Origin of the sequence: Quadrisphaera setariae, from assembly GCF_008041935.1 — a bacterium.
GTDB lineage: Bacteria > Actinomycetota > Actinomycetes > Actinomycetales > Quadrisphaeraceae > Quadrisphaera > Quadrisphaera setariae.
This window is the reverse complement of sequence record NZ_VKAC01000006.1, coordinates 94,336-112,133: the sequence shown is the minus strand read 5'-3', so window position 1 is coordinate 112,133 and position 17,798 is coordinate 94,336. Positions and strand designations below refer to the sequence as shown.

General features: G+C 75.6%; 16 protein-coding genes. 6 read left to right on the top strand and 10 right to left on the bottom strand.

Going from position 1 to position 17,798, the window contains the following annotated elements; translation table 11 throughout:
• Positions 1-12 precede the first annotated feature (12 nt).
• Positions 13-843: a CPBP family intramembrane glutamic endopeptidase gene (locus FMM08_RS11120; RefSeq protein ID WP_147926650.1), complete on the top strand. Its 831-nt coding sequence runs from the start codon at positions 13-15 to the stop codon at positions 841-843.
• Between the two features lie 18 nt (positions 844-861).
• On the opposite strand, the gene FMM08_RS11115 is transcribed toward FMM08_RS11120, so the two are convergent.
• The 5 genes from FMM08_RS11115 to FMM08_RS11095 all read right to left on the bottom strand — a co-directional run bounded on the left by FMM08_RS11115 (position 862) and on the right by FMM08_RS11095 (position 5,724).
• Positions 862-1,635: an HAD family hydrolase gene (locus FMM08_RS11115; protein ID WP_222710671.1), complete on the bottom strand. Its 774-nt coding sequence runs from the start codon at positions 1,633-1,635 to the stop codon at positions 862-864.
• A gap of 114 nt (positions 1,636-1,749) precedes the next feature.
• Positions 1,750-3,534: an ABC transporter ATP-binding protein gene (locus tag FMM08_RS11110; protein WP_439653561.1), complete on the bottom strand. Its 1,785-nt coding sequence runs from the start codon at positions 3,532-3,534 to the stop codon at positions 1,750-1,752.
• On the bottom strand, positions 3,531-3,776 hold the full coding sequence (locus FMM08_RS11105; RefSeq protein WP_255472281.1) for a helix-turn-helix domain-containing protein: 246 nt from the start codon (positions 3,774-3,776) through the stop codon (positions 3,531-3,533). Before FMM08_RS11105 ends, FMM08_RS11110 begins: the two co-directional genes overlap by 4 nt.
• A gap of 32 nt (positions 3,777-3,808) precedes the next feature.
• Positions 3,809-4,453, bottom strand: coding sequence for a phosphatase PAP2 family protein (locus FMM08_RS11100; protein ID WP_147926433.1), 645 nt, complete (start codon positions 4,451-4,453; stop codon positions 3,809-3,811).
• A complete protein-coding gene (locus tag FMM08_RS11095) occupies positions 4,450-5,724 on the bottom strand; it encodes a lycopene cyclase family protein (protein ID WP_187279694.1) in 1,275 nt (424 codons plus the stop codon). Before FMM08_RS11095 ends, FMM08_RS11100 begins: the two co-directional genes overlap by 4 nt.
• Before the next feature lie 86 nt (positions 5,725-5,810).
• On the opposite strand from FMM08_RS11095, the gene FMM08_RS11090 reads away from it, so the two are divergent.
• On the top strand, positions 5,811-6,407 hold the full coding sequence (locus FMM08_RS11090; RefSeq protein ID WP_147926431.1) for a GNAT family N-acetyltransferase: 597 nt from the start codon (positions 5,811-5,813) through the stop codon (positions 6,405-6,407).
• A gap of 63 nt (positions 6,408-6,470) precedes the next feature.
• Here FMM08_RS11090 and FMM08_RS11085 read toward each other — a convergent pair whose 3' ends face one another.
• From FMM08_RS11085 to FMM08_RS11065, 4 genes are all read right to left on the bottom strand, one after another.
• Positions 6,471-7,760 (bottom strand): MFS transporter, encoded by a 1,290-nt coding sequence (locus FMM08_RS11085; protein WP_222710669.1) that lies wholly within the window; start codon positions 7,758-7,760, stop codon positions 6,471-6,473.
• Between the two features lie 145 nt (positions 7,761-7,905).
• A complete protein-coding gene (locus tag FMM08_RS11075) occupies positions 7,906-8,208 on the bottom strand; it encodes a DUF1540 domain-containing protein (protein WP_147926430.1) in 303 nt (100 codons plus the stop codon).
• A gap of 163 nt (positions 8,209-8,371) precedes the next feature.
• Positions 8,372-9,697 (bottom strand): DEAD/DEAH box helicase, encoded by a 1,326-nt coding sequence (locus FMM08_RS11070; RefSeq protein ID WP_369431711.1) that lies wholly within the window; start codon positions 9,695-9,697, stop codon positions 8,372-8,374.
• A 693-nt stretch (positions 9,698-10,390) separates the two neighbouring features.
• Positions 10,391-11,818: a DNA polymerase IV gene (locus FMM08_RS11065; protein WP_147926428.1), complete on the bottom strand. Its 1,428-nt coding sequence runs from the start codon at positions 11,816-11,818 to the stop codon at positions 10,391-10,393.
• 221 nt (positions 11,819-12,039) lie between these two features.
• Between FMM08_RS11065 and FMM08_RS23945 the strand changes: the two genes are divergently transcribed.
• The gene (locus FMM08_RS23945; RefSeq protein WP_147926427.1) at positions 12,040-12,675 is read left to right on the top strand and encodes a LysM peptidoglycan-binding domain-containing protein; all 636 of its coding nucleotides are present in this window, start codon (positions 12,040-12,042) and stop codon (positions 12,673-12,675) included.
• A gap of 117 nt (positions 12,676-12,792) precedes the next feature.
• Positions 12,793-13,410, top strand: coding sequence for a LysM peptidoglycan-binding domain-containing protein (locus tag FMM08_RS11055; protein WP_147926426.1), 618 nt, complete (start codon positions 12,793-12,795; stop codon positions 13,408-13,410).
• 126 nt (positions 13,411-13,536) lie between these two features.
• On the opposite strand, the gene FMM08_RS11050 is transcribed toward FMM08_RS11055, so the two are convergent.
• Entirely contained in the window at positions 13,537-14,871 is a 1,335-nt protein-coding gene (locus tag FMM08_RS11050) for an aspartate aminotransferase family protein (RefSeq protein WP_369431710.1), read from the bottom strand.
• A 111-nt stretch (positions 14,872-14,982) separates the two neighbouring features.
• Here FMM08_RS11050 and FMM08_RS11045 point away from each other — a divergent pair, with 111 nt between their 5' ends.
• Positions 14,983-16,101, top strand: a complete 1,119-nt coding sequence (locus FMM08_RS11045; RefSeq protein ID WP_147926424.1) for a phosphotransferase enzyme family protein — start codon at positions 14,983-14,985, stop codon at positions 16,099-16,101.
• Positions 16,102-16,197: 96 nt separating this feature from the next.
• Entirely contained in the window at positions 16,198-17,796 is a 1,599-nt protein-coding gene (locus tag FMM08_RS11040) for a methyl-accepting chemotaxis protein (protein ID WP_147926423.1), read from the top strand.
• The last annotated feature ends 2 nt before the right edge of the window (positions 17,797-17,798 follow it).

The window sequence follows — 17,798 nt, the reverse complement described above, 5'->3', positions numbered from 1 at the left end:
GCCGCGGTCGCCGTGGACGACCAGCAGCTCGACCGGGGACGGGTCCTGGGCGAGGTGCTGCTCGTGGCGGCGCTGTCGCTGGGCCGTTCGGGCGTGTACGCGGTCGTCCAGCTCATCGCCCTGGCCACCGCCGCCGGTGGCGTCGCCGCGGGCACGGCCACGCTCAACCCCTCGCGCAGCCCGCGGCCCTACCTCGACCTGACCTACCAGCTGCTGGGCATCGGCTTCGCGCTCGTCCCCGTGCTCCTGTGCCTGTTCCTGCTCGCCGGCGGCACCTGGGGGCGCGGGCCGCTGCTCCCGGCGCTGGGCCGCGTCTACCACCGGATCGGGCTGGACCTGCGCCGCCCCGGACGGGACCTGCTGCACGGCGTCGGCCTGGCGGCCGTCATCGGGGTCCCCGGGCTCGGGCTGTACTTCCTCGGCCGAGCCGTCGGGATCACCGCCGAGGTGCAGGCGTCCGCGCTGGGCAGCGACTGGTGGACCGTGCCCGTGCTCGTCCTCTCGGCGCTGCAGAACGCGCTGCTGGAGGAGGTCCTCGTCGTCGCCTACCTCCTCGACCGGCTGCCGCGCCTCGGGCTGCGGCGCCCGCGCTGGCTGGGTCGCCTGTCACCGTCGGCGTGGACCGTGGTGTGGGTGGTGGCCGCCAGCGCGCTGCTGCGCGGGAGCTACCACCTCTACCAGGGCTACGGCCCGGGCTTCGGCAACGTGGTCATGGGCGTGGTGTTCGCCCTCGTCTACTGGCGCACACGACGCGTGATGCCGCTGGTCGTCGCCCACACGCTGCTCGACGTCGTCGCGTTCGTCGGCTACCAGTACCTCGCGGGTCCCCTCGGCCTCAGCTGACCGCAGCGGGCAGCGCCCTCAGCGCAGCAGGTCGGCGAGCGCGTCGAGGCCGGGGACGACGAGGTCCGGCTCGGCCATGACGTCCGGGTAGGGCGAGCCCGCCGCCCGGTCCACCCACGCCGTCGACAGGCCCGCGCGCGCCGCGCCGTCCAGGTCCCAGGGGTGCGCGGCCACCAGGAGCGCCTCGGCGGGCGCCGCACCCACCTGGTCCAGCGCCCACGCGTAGGTGCTGGCCGCGGGCTTCCAGAGCCCGCCGGGCGCGTCGGCCACGGACAGCGCGGTCTCCACGAGGTCACCCGCCCCGCCTGCGGCGAGCAGCCGCTCGGTCGTGCCCGCGGCACCCTGGCTGAGGGGCACCAGGCGCAGCCCGCGCTGCCGCAGCCCCGACAGGCCGGGCACGACGTCGGGGTGCAGCGGCAGCGACCCGAGGGCGTCGACGACGGCCACCGCCGCGGCCTCGGCGCGGTCGCCGTCCAGCCCGGCGCCCGCGAACGCGGCGCGGGCGCCGGCCAGGGCCACGTCCGCGAAGCGGGCGGGGGCGCCGTGCAGGGTGAGCGCGAGGCCGTCCCGCAGCACGCCGGCGAACCAGGGCGCTGCCAGGTGGCCCGGCGCTCCGGCGTCCTCGAAGGCCGCCGCCAGGGCGGCGGTGTCGCTGAGGGTGCCGTTGACGTCGAGCAGCACCACGCGCAGCGGCGGCTGTCCGGCCCCGCCGTCGAGCGGGTCGGCCGGCCCGTCCTCGACCTCGGCGGCGAGGGGCTGGGCGAAGCGGTCGTCACCGGGCAGCGTGCTCACCTCACGAGCCTGCACGCCGGACGCGGCGCCCGCCCCCCGGAGCCGGTGGGGGCCGGCGCACGGAGCCCTCCCGGACCGGGCTCCGGGCCCCGGGGAGCAGTCGGGTGCGGCGCCTCAGCCGGCCACGAGCAGCTGCGTCGCGGCGAGCTCGCGGTACAGCGGCGTGCTCACCACCAGCTCCTCGTGCCGACCGACGCCCACGACGCGGCCGGCCTCGAGGACGACGATCTGGTCGGCGTCGACCACGGTCGACAGGCGGTGCGCCACCACCACCAGCGCGGTCGAGCGCCGCTGCACCGCGTCGAGCGCACGGGCCAGCGCCGCCTCGTTGCGGGCGTCGAGGCTGGCCGTGGGCTCGTCGAGCAGCAGCAGCTCCGGACGGGCCAGCAGCGAGCGGCAGATGGCCAGCCGCTGCCGCTCCCCACCGGACAGCAGCACGCCGCCCTCCCCGACCTGCGCGTCGAGCCCGAGGGGAGAGCGCTCGGCCAGCCCGGACAGCCCCACGGCCGCGAGCACCTCGGCCACCTCGGCCTCGGTGGCCCGCGGCGCGGCGAGCAGGAGGTTCTCGCGCAGGGTGCCGGCGAGCACCGGGGCCTCCTGCTCGACGTACCCGAGGCGGGCGCGCAGCGCCGCCCGCGGCAGGTCGCGCAGGTCGACGCCGTCCAGGCGGATGCTGCCCTCGACGGGGTCGGCGAAGCGCTCCAGCAGCCCGAGCAGGGTCGACTTGCCGGCGCCGGACGGCCCGACGAGCGCCGTCCGGGTGCCCGGTTCCACGCGGAACGAGACGCCGTCGAGCACGGGCCGGTCGCTGCCGGGGTGGGAGAAGGCGACGTCGTCGAGCTCGAGCAGGGCCGCACCGGCGGGACGCACGGCGTCCGGGGTCGGAGCGCCCCGAGGGCCGGGGTCCTCCTCGTCGAGCGCGAGCACCTCCTCGACGCGCGAGAGCGCCCCCAGGCCCAGCTGGAGCTGGGAGTAGGCGCCCAGCAGCTGACCCAGCGGCATGACGAGGAGGAAGAGGTAGAGGATGAACGCCACGAGGTCGGCCACGGTCAGCGCGCCGCTGGCCACGCGGTACCCGCCGACGCCGAGGACGGCGACGAACGCCCCCTGGACGGCCACTCCCACGACCGGAGAGATCGCGGCCTGGACGCGGGCGGCGCGCACGCCCGCGTCGTAGGCCTGCTCGGCGGCGCGCCCCACGGCCTGGACCTCGCGGTCGGTGGCGCCTGAGGCGCGCAGAGTCCGCACGGCGCCGAGCGCGCGCTCGACCGCGGCCGTCATCGCCCCGACGCGCTCCTGCGAGGCGCGCGCGAGCTCGCGCAGGCGGCGCCCGACCGCCACACCGGCCACCGCCCCCACGCCGACGGCCACCAGGGTCACGGCGAGCAGCACGGGGTCGACCAGAGCCATCGCCACGACCGCCCCCGCGGCGAGCACCGCCGAGGCGGCCACCTCGACGAGCCCGGAGGTGACCACGGCCCGCAGGAGCGTGGTGTCGGAGCCGACGCGTGAGATGAGGTCACCGGTGCGCCGGGCGTCCAGCTCGGCCACCGGCAGTCGCAGCAGCCGACCGACCAGCCGCCGGCGCGTGGCCAGGACGACGCCCTCGGCGGTGCGCTGCAGGAGGTACTGCTGGACGGCGCCGACCAGCGACCCGGCCACGAGGACGACGACGACCGCCACCACGGCCGCCCGCACCGGCGCTGCGACCTGGACCGCCTCGATGACGCGGCGCACGAGGAGCGGCTGCGCCAGGCCCGTGGCAGCGGTGACCAGGGACAGCGCCGCAGCCGCGGCGAGCGGCCGGCGGTGGGCGCGCAGGTGGGGCAGCAGCGTGCGCAGGCCCTCGCGCGGCCGTCCGGGGTTCCTCGGCGCGGCCGCTGCCGGCCCGCTGCTCAGCGGTCGCCCCAGCGCGAGAGCCGGAAGCGCTGGTGGGCGGCCTGCCGGGTGACCCCCATGGCCATCGCGATGGAGGCCCAGGAGGCGGAGCGGACGCGCGCCCTGCGCACCGCCAGCGCCTCCAGCGCCTCCAGCTCCCGGCGCGCGGCCGCCAGGGCCGCGAGCGCCTCGAGGGGGTCGTCGTCCGCGGCTCGCGCCACCAGTGCCGCCAACGCCGCCACCTCCTCGTCGTGGGTGCCCACGGTGTCAAGACTCGTTGACGGGCGGCGTGGCGTCAAGAGGGGTTGACAGCGCGGGGTGGTCGCAGCCAGGGACGCACCGCGGCGGCGAGCGCCAGGGCCACCGCTGCCCCCGTGCACCAGCCCGCCAGCACGTCGGTGACCCAGTGCGCCCCGAGGTAGATGCGCGTCAGGCCCACCACCAGCGCGAAAGCACCTGCGGCGGCGACGGCCGCCACCCTCGCCCACGCGCTGCGCAGCGCGACCAGGGCGAGCAGGGCGAGACCGGTGGCCAGCGCGGCCGACGCCGTGGCGTGACCGCTGGGGAACGACGGGTCCAGCGGGTGCTCCAGGGCCTCGGCCGCAGGGGGACGGGGCCTGTCGACCAGGCGCTTGGTGCTGGCGCTGACCGCCGGGGCGACACCCACCACGGCCGCGGCGTAGACCACGGGGCGCCAGGAGCTCCAGCGCACCGCGAGGGGCACCGCCACCAGCGCCGCCAGCACGGCCCGGTACGGCGTGGTGCCGAGGTCGGACGCGAAGCGCACCGCGGGCGTGAGCGCCGAGGACCGGACCCGCTCGCCCAGGGCCTTGGCGGGCTCGTCGAGGCGGCTGACCAGGCCGTGTGCCAGCACGTCGGCGCCCAGGGCGACGGCCAGCCCGGCGAGCACGGCCGCCGCGAAGAGCAGCCGGCGGCTCATCGCCCGCTCCGCAGTCGCCACGCCGCGTCCAAGGCGGCGGCCCGCAGCATCGGCCCGCGCGGGGAGGTGGCCATGAGCGCGAGCTCCTCACCGGGGCCCGTCAGTCCGTCGAGGAAGCGCAGCACCCGCTGCGGGGGGTTGCGCGCGAACAGGCGCACGAAGAACTCCGGCCCGTCCAGCCCGCCGCGGCGCGGCCCGTCGAGGAGGGCGCGCAGCACGAGCGCGTCCATCCAGGCGTGGCGGCGGGGGTAGGGGTGGGGCACCTCCAGCCGGTCCCCGGGCACGCCGGCGGCGAGCTGGCCGGCGACCGCCCGCGCCGCGCGCTGCATCGCGGTGAACGCGTAGCCGGTGGACGGCCTCACGGCGCCGCCCGCCGTCCCCAGCCTCACCACCCGGCTGCGTCGCAGGCCCGGCGGAGCGGGTGGCCGCTGCGGGAAGGGGGCGTCGGTCATGGGGATGGCGCCGGTCTCGACGTGCTCGACCACCAGGTCGGCGCTCGTCGTCGTGCCCAGCGCCCTCGGGAGGTGCTCGGCCAGGGCCGCTGCCTGCTCAGCCGCGCCCAGCGGCTCGGGGACGAAGGCCGTGTGCTCGACCAGCGCCGTGGCGGTGTCGCTGGGCAGGCAGTAGCCGAAGGCGAGGCCGACCTCCGGCTGCGACACCGAGAAGTCCATGAGCACGGCCCGGTCGGGGTCCACCGAGCCCTCCCTCCCGCGCACGCGCTGCCCGAGGAAGTGCTGCACGAGGCTCGACGCACCGGGACGCGCGGGCGGCGCGGGGCGCGAGTCGAGCACGACCGGCGCCACCAGGGCGCCCTCCGGCAGGACCACCCGGGTGGCGGAGGAGTCCTCCTCGACGCCGAGCGCGGCCACCGGCAGGTGCTCCAGCTGCAGCGCTCCGCGCTCGCGGGCCAGGTCGACGAGGCCGGCGACGTGGGCGTAGTAGTCCTCCCCGCGCACCATCGCGTAGCGCAGCGGGGCGAGGTCGAGCTCCGCCGCGGTCCCGTCCGGAGCGACCACCTGGACGGTGGGCCACCAGCGGTGCACGGCGGGCTCCAGCTCCGCCTCGGCGGCGCTCCCGCGCGGCACCCAGGAGCACCACGTGCGGTCCGCCGGGCGCTCGGCCAGCCTGTCGAGGGGGTCGACGACGATGACGCGCAGCGGACGCCGGTGCTGCTGTCGCAGCAGGTGGAGAGCCAGGTGGTGGAGCACGGCGGTGCTGGCGCCGCCTCCGCCGATCAGGACGGCGTCAGCGTCGGCGGTGGTCGTCGGCACCCCTGCATCGTGGCCCACCGCGGGCGGTCCCTCGTGTGGATCTTCCTCGGGTGTCGCTCTCGGCGGCGGGCGCTAACGTGTCCGCCGTGACCCACCTGGTGACCACCGAGCGCCTCGTCGTGCGCGACTGGGAGCGCTCCGACGCCGCCGCCGCCCTCGCCGTCTTCGGTGACGAGAGGGTCTCCCGATGGCTCGCGCCGGCCGCTGACGCGGTGCCGGACGAGCAGGCCATGGCCGACCGCCTCGAGCAGTGGCGCACCGAGCAGGTGCGCGAGGGTGACGACGGCGAGCAGTTCGTCGGCCGCTGGGCGCTGGCGCGCAAGGAGGACGGCGCCGTGGTGGGCGCACTGGTGCTGCGCACCATGCCGCCCCACGGCGAGGACCTCGAGATCGCCTGGCAGCTGGCGCCGGAGCACTGGGGCCACAGCTACGCCAGCGAGGGTGCTCGCGCCCTGGCGGAGTGGGCCTTCGACCGGGGCGCCTCGGAGGTGTTCGCCGTGGTCCGCCCCGGCAACGAGCGCGGCGAGTGGATCGCCCGCCGCCTGGGCATGGAGTGGGTCGGGGAGACCGACAAGTACTACGACCTGCACCTGCGCGTGTACCGCCTGCGGCCCTCCGACATCGCCCCGCCGGACCCGGTGACCACGGGCGCCCTGCCGGTCGTCCCCGCCCCGCCCGCCTGAGGCCGTCGCGGGCGCCGTGCTCGTCGCTGCTCGTCGCCTGCTCGTCGTCCGCTCGGCGTCCCGCTACGGGCGGTCGCGGCGCGGGAAGCGCTGGGCCAGGGCCACGCGGATCGGGGGCACCACCACCCCTTCGGCAGCCAGCTGCTCGCGGACCTTCCGCCTCGTCACCAGCACGCCGACCAGACCGACCGCCCAGACGAGGTACTGGACGCTGAACGCTGCGCGGAAGTCGCCCAGGGAGTAGTCACCACCGGTGACGTCGAGCACCACGCCGACGGCCAGCACCGTCAGCAGGCTCGCGACGAAGCCGCCGACGTTGACGATGCCGGTGGCCGTGCCCTGGCGGTCGGCGGGGTTGAAGGTGCGGGCGTAGTCGAAGCCGACCATGGACCCCGGACCGCCGCTGGCCAGGGCCAGCACGAGCAGGCCGAGCAGCCACAGCGGCGCCGGGCCGGGCCAGGCGATGACGGCCGTCCAGGCGGCGGCGTTGGCGGCCACGATGGTCAGCACCAGCCAGGACCGGCGCAGGGGGTGCCGCGCCACGAGCACGCCGAGCAGCGGGCCGGCGACCAGCCCAGCCACGACGTAGGCCGTGAAGAGGGCGCTCACGGTGGCCTGCGGCACTCCTTCGCCGCGCTCCAGGAAGGGGAAGCCCCACATGAGGGCGAACACCGTCCCGGGGAACTGGGTGGCGAAGTGGCTCCACAGGCCGAGCCGCGTGCCGGGGTGGCGCCAGGCCCGCACGAGGTCGCGACCGGCCTTGGTCCAGCTCAGCGGAGGGCCGGAGCGGGTGCGCACCCCGGGGGCGTCACGGACGAGGAGGAGGACCAGGACGACGGCGAGCACCCCCAGCGCCGCTGCTGACGCGAAGGCCGGCGTCCACCCCGGACCCGAGAGCACCGCGACCAGGGGCACCGCGGAGAGCACCTGACCCAGCTGTCCGAGCAGGCCCGTCAGCTGGGTGATGACCGGCGCCTGCCGCGCGGGGAACCAGGCCCCGACGAGGCGCAGGACGCTGATGAACGTCAGGGCGTCTCCCGCACCGACGAGCACGCGACCCACCACCGCCAGCGGGAGGACCTCCCCGAAGGCCAGCACGAGCTGTCCCGCCGCCATGAGGAGGCCGCCCGTGACCACGAGGCGGCGCGTGCCGAACCTGTCCAGCAGCACGCCGGCGGGCACCTGCAGGAGGGCGTAGACGAGCAGCTGGAGCACCGTGAAGGCCGAGACGGCGGCCGCGGTGGTGCCGAACCTCTCGACCGCGTCGAGACCGGCCACGCCGAAGGAGGTGCGCTGCAGGACCGCCACCACGTACGCGGCGACCCCGACACCCCAGACCACCCACGCGCGCACGGGCCCAGTCTCCCCGGTGGCGTCAGCGCAGGCGGGCGGCGCCTCGCGGCCGGTCCCGCAGACGACGACCGCCGGCCGTCGCGGAGGGCGACGACCGGCGGTCGGTGGTCCTGCTGCGCCCGGGCCGGAGCCGCGGGCGGGTGGGTCAGGAGGCCTGGAAGGTGAGGCAGGCGGCGGTGTCGGAGCCGCTCGCGCCGGCACCCACGCGGATGGAGCTGGCGGTGCACTCCAGGTCGGCGTTGAAGGTGCAGTTGCTGCGCGAGCACGCGCCGACCTGGGCCACGACCTTGTCCAGTCCGCCCTTGCGGCTCAGCGGGATGAAGGTGCCGCAGTCCGCGGAGCCATCAGCAGAGCCCACGGTGATCGCGAAGGCGTGGCAGCCGTCGTGGTTGTACGAGCAACCGGCGACGGTGCACTCGGTGACAGCGGGCATCTCGAGCGTGGCCACGATGACCTCCAGAGTCCAGGGCGAGAAAGTCGGTGCCCTCACCATATCGGCACTGGCAGAATTTTTCTCATGCAACACCCCAGGTCAGCGGCCGTTCGAGATAGATCACAACCGCCTTTCGATATTCGGTGAGGCGGACCTCACCGAATATCGAAAGAGAGGTTCACCGATATGAGGCGAGGCTGCCCTGACCGCTTCGGCGACCACCCTGGCCAGCCTGGCGGCCCCGGCCGGCACCAGCGGCGCTGCCGCCACCGGAGCGGGAGCCGCTCCCGCCGCGGCGCGAGCCACCGCTGCGCGCACCGCCGGCGGAGCGCGCCGGCTGGGGGGCGGGGGCCGCAGGTGCGGGCTCCACGTGCGGCGCCACCTCGCCGGTGAGCTCCACGACCACCGGGGAGGCGGCGGTGGTGCGCTGGTGCTGGGAGGCGGTGACGCGCGCCTGGCGCATCATCTGCGCCACCTCGCGGACCTGCTCGGGCAGCACCACGGTGACCACGTCACCGCCGGAGCCGGCGCGCGCCGTGCGGCCGGAGCGGTGCAGGTACGCCTTGTGCTCGGTCGGCGGGTCGACGTGGACGACCAGCTCGACGTCGTCCACGTGGATGCCGCGGGCGGCGATGTCGGTGGCGACCATCACCTTCACCTCACCGGAGGTGAACGCGTCGAGGTTCCGCACGCGGGCGTTCTGCGACAGGTTGCCGTGCAGGTCGACGGCGGGGATGCCCGACGCCGTCAGCTGCTTGGCCAGCTTCTTGGCCTGGTGCTTGGTGCGCAGGAACAGCACGCGGCGCCCCGTGCCCGAGGCGAGGTGGCGCACGACGTCGGTCTTCGCGCCCGGGTCGGCCACGTGGAGCGCGTGGTGCGTCATGGCCGGCGGCGGAGCGGCGGCGCTGTCCACGGAGTGCGTGAGCGGGTCGACGAGGAAGCGCTTGACGATGACGTCGACGCCGTTGTCGAGCGTCGCCGAGAAGAGCAGGCGCTGGCCGCCGCGGGGGGTGGCGTCCAGGAGGCGCTTCACGCCGGGCAGGAAGCCGAGGTCGGCCATGTGGTCCGCCTCGTCCAGGACCGTGACCTCCACGCCGTCGAGGGTCAGCTCGCGCTGGCGCAGCAGGTCCTCCAGGCGGCCCGGGCAGGCGATGACGACGTCGACGCCGGCGGCGAGCGCCGTGACCTGACGCCCCTGCGGCACCCCGCCGAAGATGACCGTGGTGCGCAGGCCCGCGGCCTGGGCCAGCGGCTCGACGGTCGCGGCGATCTGGGTGGCGAGCTCGCGGGTGGGTGCCAGCACCAGGCCGCGCGGGCGGCGCGGGGTGCGGGGGGCGGCCCCGGCGGCGACCCGGGCGACCAGCGGCAGGGCGAAGGCGATCGTCTTGCCGGAGCCCGTGCGGCCGCGGCCGAGCACGTCGCGCCCGGCGAGGGTGTCCGGCAGCGTGGCGGCCTGGATGGGGAAGGGGCTCGTGACGCCGCGCGCCTCCAGGGCGGCGACCAGCGGGGCCGGGACGCCGAGCTCCGCGAAGGAGGCACCGTCAGCGGCCGGCTGCGCCGCGGGTGCGGCGACGGCCTGGACCGCGGCCCGGGGCGCAGCGGCCTGCGGGGCGGGAGCGCTGGCGGAGCGCTGCGCGGGCGGCTGCACGGTGCCACCAGCGCTGTGGGTGGGGGCGCCGGGAGCGAGCGAGCCGGGCGCGAGGACGCGCGAGCCGGGAGCCGCCGCCGGGCGACCGGGACCGGCCTGACCGGCCTGGGCGCCGCCCTGGCCGCCACGACCGCGGCCGCCGCGGCGACGGCGGGGAGCGCCCCCGTCGACGGCGCCGTCACGGGAGGTGCCGGAGGAGCGCCCCGGCGAGGTGTGACCGGGGCCGCTGTGGCCGGGGGCGTTGCTGGGAGTCACGGAGTGGGTTCCTCTCGGGCCGCGGCGCGCGCGAGCGCGGCGCAGGCCGGTCCGGCGCGCGGGCGTCCGCCTCGGCGCTGGTGGCTGGCCACCTCCCGCCGGGGCGTCACGCCGGCGCGGCGCGGGAGGTGATCGGATGGGCGGTCCAGCGCGAGCGCTCGGCTCGCCGGACTCTGCCGCGCACCCACCAGTGTGCCCCATGATCCTGCGGTGCGGGGCACGACACGCCTCATCCGTCCCACGTGGAACACCCGTCACAGAGGCGGGGCTCATCGGTGCAGGTGGACCGCGGCGTCACCACACCGGAGGACCAGCGGCAGCGAGGTCGGCGTCGTCCACCGCGAACGTGCGCACGCGCCCGACACCGGTGCGGGGGCCCTCGAAGCGCACGGTGACCCGCCCGACGCCCGAGCCCTGCACCCACCCCGCTCCGTGCTCCACGTGGACCACGTCCTGACCGGGTCTCCACACCACTGGTGCGGGGACGCTCACAGCGGCAGGGGGGACGTCCGGTGCAGCCGGTACACCACCCGCACCGGCGTCCTCGTCCTGCTCCCCTCCACCCTCCTGCGGGCTCGAGGCAGCGGGGAGGGCCTCGAGCGGCGAGGGCTCCGGGGGGTCGGGGAGGAGGTCGGCGAGGAGGTCTCCCTGGACCGGGTCCTCGAGGGCGTCCAGCGCGCCCACCAGACCCGAGACGCCCACCCCCAGGAGGCGCAGGCCGCCCGTCGCGTCGATCGCCGCCAGCAGCGGTGCCGCGGCGGCGGCGATCTCCTCGGCCGTGGCCACACCGGCGCCGCCGGGCGCTGTCGCCGAACGGGCCAGCGCCGTGAAGTCGTAGCGGCGGGCCTTGACCGTCACCGTGCGACCCCGGACACCGGAGGCGAGGAGCCGCTCGGCCACCCGCCCGGCCATCCGCCGCAGCTCTCCGGCCAGCACCGCCCGGTCCACCACGTCGGTGGGGAAGGTCTCCTCGGCGCTGACCGACTTGGCCTCCCGCTCGGGGACCACCGGCCGCGGGTCGACCCCCAGCGCGGCTGCGTGCAGCGCCGTCCCCGCGGCGCGGCCGAGCACGGACACGAGCTCGCGCTCGTCCGTGCCCGCCAGCTGGCCCACCGTGCTGACACCCAGGGCCGCCAGACGCGCCTCGGTGGCCGGTCCCACCCCCGGCAGGGCGCGCACGCCCAGCGGAGCCAGCACGGAGCGCTCCGCACCGGCGGGCACCACGAGCAGCGCGTCGGGCTTGCGGAGGTCGGAGGCGACCTTGGCCACGAGCTTGCTCGTGCCGATCCCCACCGAGGCCGTCAGCCCCACCTGCTCGCGCACCCGCTCGCGGAAGGCGACCGCCGCGGCGAGCACGGCCTCGTCCTCGGGTCCCGAGGAGGAGCCGGAGAGGTCGACGTAGGCCTCGTCGAGGGAGAGGGGCTCCAGCAGACCGGGAGGACCGGCGAGGTCGGCCAGGAGCTCCATCACCCGCGCTGACGCCGCGCGGTAGGCGCCGAAGCGCGGGGAGAGGTACGCCGCCCACGGGCAGGCCCGTCGGGCGGCGGCCGTCGGCATCGCGGAGCCGACGCCGAAGGCCCGCGCCTCGTAGGAGGCGGTGGCCACCACCCCGCGCCAGGCCGTGCCGCCCACGACGACGGGCTTGCCCCGCAGGGAGGGCTTGTCGCGCTGCTCGACGGCCGCGTAGAAGGCGTCGAGGTCCACGTGGAGCACGGTGCGCACCGAAGACCCACCGGGGCCGCCAGGGCTGCTGGAGCCGCTGTGCGGATCCGTGCGCACTGGGCCGTCCGGAGGCACTCCAGGACGGTATCCGGCGGCGCGTCGTCCACAAGTTCACCCAAATCCCCCCACTGCCGCACAGGCTGTCCGTAGGTTGTGGGCGATCGCCCGGTCGAGCAGCAGTGCTGACCGGACCCGGAGCACCGTCGACACGGAGGTCCCCCGTGAGCCGCACCGCCCGCCACCGCGCCCAGCCCCAGCCCAGCCGCATCACCCGCCGCGCGCTCGGCGTGGCCGCCACGGCGGCCGTGGCCGCGGCACCGGTGGTCGCCGTCGCCGCGCCGGCCTCGGCCGCCACGGGAGCCACCTGGGACCGGCTCGCCCAGTGCGAGAGCACCGGCGACTGGTCGATCAACACCGGCAACGGCTACTACGGCGGTGTGCAGTTCTCGGCGAGCACCTGGAAGGGCTTCGGGGGCGGGCAGTACGCCTCCCGTGCCGACCTCGCCAGCCGCGAGGAGCAGATCGCGGTGGCCGAGAAGGTCCTCGCCGCGCAGGGCTGGGGCGCCTGGCCGTCGTGCTCGCGCAAGCTCGGGCTGACCGCCGCCGACAAGGCCGGCTCCGCTGGAGCAGCCCCCGCCGCCGCGGCAGCGGCGGACGACGTCGCCGCCCAGCGCACCCCGCAGGCGTCCCGCTCGGCGAGCCGCACGGGCGGCACCTACACGGTGGCCCCCGGTGACACGCTGGCCAGGATCGCCTCGGCCCAGGGGACCTCCTGGCAGGCGATCTACTCCGCCAACGCCTCCGTCATCGGCAGCAACCCGCACCGCATCTTCGTGGGACAGGTCCTGTCCGTCTGACCTGCAGAGGCCTGGAACAGCTCGCTGGATGGATCACCAACTACTAGCAGTGACGGAGATCGGCTTGTAGGTCGATTTTCGACACTCTCGGTGATGTGTGTCAGTGTTTGAGTCCTGATGACCCAGCAGACACTCGCCCCGGTCCGAAGCTCCCGCCGCCGCCTGCTCGCCCTCGCGGCAGCAGCCTCCCTGGCAGCAGCCCCCCTGGTGGCCCTCACCGGCGCCCAGGCCCAGGCCGCCTCCGCCAGCACCTGGGACCGCCTCGCGGTCTGCGAGAGCACCAGCGACTGGTCGATCAACAGCGGCAACGGCTACTACGGCGGGCTGCAGTTCTCGCAGACCACCTGGCAGGAGTTCGGCGGCGGTCAGTACGCCTCCCGCGCCGACCTCGCCAGCCGCGCGCAGCAGATCGCCATCGCCGAGAAGGTCCTCGCCGTGCAGGGGTGGGGCGCCTGGCCCGCCTGCTCCGCCAAGCTCGGGCTGAGCTCCGCTGACGAGGCCGGCTCGGCCAGCAGCGAGGTGGCGGCCTCCCGCGAGGCGCCGGCCGCCTCGCGGTCCACCGAGCGCTCCAGCAGCTCGACCGGTTCCTCCGGGTACACGGTCCGCGCCGGAGACACGCTCTCGAGCATCGCCGCCTCGACCGGTACCAGCTGGCAGGCCCTGCACGCTGCGAACGCCGCCGTCATCGGCGCCGACCCCGACCGCCTCAGCGTCGGGACCGTCCTCTCCGTCTGAGGACCGGCCGTCGGAGGCCCCGGTCGTCGCGACCACCTCCTGCACGACCAGACCCGCACCCCCACGACGACCCCCGACAGCAGGGGCCGCCCGGACAGCGTCCGAGCGGCCGCTGCGGTCGCGTTCTCAGCGCCGCCGGGCGGCGACCTCGCGAACGGCGTCGTCCAGGGCCTCCAGCAGCCACGCCGCGTCCGTGGCGGAGAAGACCAGCGGAGGCCTGAGCTTCAGCACGTCTCCACCCGCGCCGCAGACCGAGGTGAGCACGCGGCGCTGCCGCAGCGCCTCCACCACCTCCAGCGCCAGGTCCTTCGACCCGGCGCCGGTCTCCGGGTCGACCACCTCCAGCCCGGTGTACAGGCCGGCCCCCCGCACCTCACCGAGCAGGTCCGTGCGGCCGGCCAGGGAGCGCAGGTCGGTCTGCAGCGCGGTCCCGACGCTCAGGGCGCTGCCCTGGAGGTCCTCGTCGCGGATGACGTCGAGCACCGCCTGCGCGGCGGCCACGGAGACGGGGTTGCCGCCGAAGGTGTTGAAGTACGGCAGGTGCTCGGCGAAGGACGCCAGCACGTGCGGCTGGGCCAGGAGCCCGGACACGGGGATGCCGTTGCCCATCGGCTTGCCCGTGGTGACCAGCTCGGGCACGACCCCGTGGCCCGCGAAGCCCCAGAAGGCGCGGCCGGTCCGCGCGAAGCCGGGCTGCACCTCGTCGGCGATGAGCACACCGCCGCGCGCGCGGACCTCGGTGACGGCCGGGGCGAGGAAGCCCGCCGGGTCGGGGAAGACGCCGTCGGAGGAGAAGATCGAGTCGGCCAGGAGCGCCGCCACGCCGTGCCCGGCGGCCTCGAGCTCGTCGGCCGCGGCCGCGACCTTCGCGGCGAACCACGCCCCGAGGTCGTCCCACCCCTCGGCGGCGGCGAGGCGCGCGTCGGGCGCGGGGACGGTGCGGACCCACTCCCCGAGCGGCTGTGCCGTGCCGAGCGCCGGGGAGAGCTGGGAGACGGTGTCGGTGTTGCCGTGGTAGGCCTCGGCGGAGATGACCACCCCCCTCGCGCCGCTGTGCGCCTGGGCGACGCGGACGGCGAGGTCGTTGGCCTCGGAGCCGGTGCACAGGAGCATCAGCTGGCCGATCTCGTCCGGCGTCGTGGACAGGAGGTCCTCGGCGTAGTCGAGCACGGCCTCGTGCAGGTAGCGGGTGTGCGTGTTGAGGGTCGCCACCTGCTGCTGCACCGCGGCCACCACGCGGGGGTGGCAGTGCCCGACGCTCGCGACGTTGTTGTAGACGTCGAGGTAGCGCTCGCCGTCGGCGTCGAAGAGGTGCGAGCCCGAGCCGCGGACCAGGTGCACCGGGTCGCGGTAGAAGAGGCGGTAGGCGGGCCCCAGCAGCTGCGAACGGCGTCGCGTGAGCTCCAGGGTCCGCTCGCTGACGCCGTCGGCGTCCTCGGGCCGGAAGCTGTTGGTGTCCATGATCGTCGATCGGGTGGCGGGCGGGGCGGTCACGGGCGGAGTCTGCGGGAGCTGCGTTAAGGAGCTGTTTCGTCGACGCGCACCGCGGCCGTCGCTCGTCACCATCTGCCCGTGACCACCACCACGCCCACCGCCGGCGCGGCGGACGGGGTCGAGCAGCCCGTCGAGCAGCCCGTCGAGCAGCCCAGCACCGAGGTGTCCCTGCACGCCTTCGACGCCCTCGGCAAGGGAGCGCCCGCGCCGTACTGGCTCCACCGCGGCGTGTGCGCGGCCTGGGGCCTGGAGCCGATGCGCGTGGACATGCCGCTCATCACCGTCTCCGAGAACGCGACCTTCAGGCTCGACCTCGACGGGCGGCCCGTGGGTGTGGTGCGGGTGTCGCAGCCCGGGTACGTCGGTGGGCCGGCTGCCATCGCGAGCGAGATCGCGTGGCTGGGCGCGCTGCACGCCCTGGACGAGGTGCGGCTCATCGATCCGGTGCCCACGGTCCGCGGCGGGTTCACCGCCGTCGTGAAGGACACCCGCGGGCACGGGTGGGCGTGCGTCTCGACGCGCTTCGTGGAGGGTTCACCGCTGGAGGACCTGGAGGACCCCGCCGCCTGCTACCGGACGATCGGGCGGTGGACGGCGCTGTTCCACGCCCACGCCCGCGCGTGGGAGCCGCCCCACGGGTTCGAGCGCTTCACGTGGGGCGTCTCCGACCTCGTGGGGCCGACGGCCCGCTGGGGCCCGTGGGAGGCGGCCGTGGAGCGGCCCGAGGACGAGCTGCTGCTGGGCCGGGCGCAGGGCAGGGCCCTGGAGCTGCTGGCGGACCTGCCGGCCTCGCCACCGCACTGGGGGCTCGTCCACGCCGACCTCCGGCCGTCCAACATCATGGCCGGGGCCGACGGGGGCCTGACCGTCATCGACTTCGACGACTGCGGCTTCGGCTTCTACCTGTACGACTTCGCCGCGGCGCTGAGCTTCGTCGACCACGAGCCCTACGCGCCCGCCATGGCGAGGGCGTGGGTGGCGGGGTACCGCGAGGTGGCGGTGCTGGACGAGCGCGACCTCGTGCACGCCTGCGCCCTGGCCATGCTCCGCCGGCTGCAGCTGCTGGGCTGGACCACGGGGCACCGGGCCGACGCGCTGCCACCGGGGCTGTTCGAGGCCCAGCTGCCCGGGTCGCTGGAGTGCGCCCGGCGTTTCCTCCACGACCCCCTGTGGTTGCTGCGCTGGAGGGTCCAGTGAGTGGAGGAACCTCCTGAGGGGGACTCCGTAGGCCCTACAGGGGACACGGGCGCCGACCGATGCAGATGATCTCGCCGTCATCCTTCGGAGGTCCTCGTGCTGCTCAGCAGGCTGCAGCCCCGCCGCACCACCATCAAGGCCAAGCTCGTCGTGCTCGCCAGCACGGGCTCGCTGCTCATCGCGGCCCTGTCCGGATTCACGGTGGTGACGCTGGGCTCGGTCAGCGCCAGCAGCCAGCGAGCGCTGGAGCTGAGCCAGTCCGACCAGCACATGACCGCGCTGGCGGGGCACATCGACCAGGTCCAGGTGAGCCTGCGCGACGCGCTGCTGTCCGGCGGGGGCTCCAACGCCGAGGCCGCGACCGCCGCCTTCACGGCGGCGCAGAAGGCCGCGACCGCCGACTGGGACGCGTTCGACCTCAGCATCCTCTCGCCGCGGGCCCGTGGAGCCGTGGAGCCGCTCCGCACCGACTACGACGCCTACCTCTCCGGTGCCCAGGAGCAGATGGCGGTGCTGCCCGAGGTCGACCCGCGCAGCGACCTCGGCCGCTCGATGCTGGGCCAGCTGGCCGCCTCGGCGGCGGCGATCACGCTGCAGCAGAAGGTCGTCAGCGACATCATCGACGCCGACGCGAAGGTCGCCCGGGACGAGGCGGAGTCCGTCCAGTCCCGTGCCGTCCTCGCGCTGGCGCTGGGCGGCCTGGTCGGCCTGGTGGTCCTGGCGTGCGCCAACGCCTGGGTCGGCCGCTCGGTGCTGCTGCCGGTGCGCCGCATGGTGGCCTCGCTCCAGCGCGTGGAAGCGCGGGACCTGACCGTCGAGGTCGATGAGAGCGGTCGTGACGAGATCGGCGACATGGGCCGTGCGCTCGGTGCCGCCCTGCGCTCGCTGCGCTCCACGATCAGCGCGCTCTCGCAGTCCGCCTCGACGATGGCCGAGGCCTCGCAGGGCATGGACCACGTGGCCGCCGACCTCACCACCGCCTCCGAGGCGTCAGTGACGCAGACGAGCGTCGTCGCGGACTCCGCCCAGAACGTCTCCTCCGCGGCGTCGACGATCAGCGCCGCCACCGAGCAGATGACCGCCTCGATCGCGGAGATCTCCGAGCAGGCTGTCTCGGTCTCCCAGGTCGCCTCCGGTGCCGTCACCGCTGCGGCGGAGACCTCCCAGGCGGTCGCCGACCTCGACCGCGCGAGCACGGAGATCGGCGAGATCATCCAGACCATCACCACGATCGCCGCCCAGACCAACCTCCTCGCCCTCAACGCCACGATCGAGGCAGCCCGTGCGGGCGAGGCGGGCCGGGGCTTCGCCGTCGTCGCCAGCGAGGTCAAGGACCTCGCGCAGGGGACCGCCCGCGCCACCGAGGACATCACCGACAAGATCAGCGCGATCCAGCGGACGACCGCGCTCGCCGTCGAGAGGATCGCCGACATCCGCTCGGTGATCGGCACCATCCACGAGAAGCAGCTGACCATCTCCTCCGCGGTGGAGGAGCAGTCCGCCACCACCGCCGAGATGGCCCGCAACGTCACGGACATCTCGCAGCAGTCGTCGAGCATCGCCGAGGCGATCGCCGCCGTCGTCGAGACGAGCAGCCAGACCACCGGCGCGGCCTCCAGCGCCCGCTCCTCCTCCCGCGAGCTGTCCGACCTGTCCGCCTCGGTGCGCGACCGCCTGGCCCAGTTCCAGTACTGAGC

What these genes read in the sequence shown, in the direction of transcription:
- FMM08_RS11100 (WP_147926433.1), bottom strand. Translation starts at nt 4,453, where the DNA reads ATGAGCCGCCGGCTGCTCTTCGCGGCGGCCGTGCTCGCCGGGCTGGCC.
- FMM08_RS11055 (WP_147926426.1), top strand. Translation starts at nt 12,793, where the DNA reads ATGACCCAGCAGACACTCGCCCCGGTCCGAAGCTCCCGCCGCCGCCTG.
- FMM08_RS11050 (WP_369431710.1), bottom strand. Translation starts at nt 14,871, where the DNA reads ATGGACACCAACAGCTTCCGGCCCGAGGACGCCGACGGCGTCAGCGAG.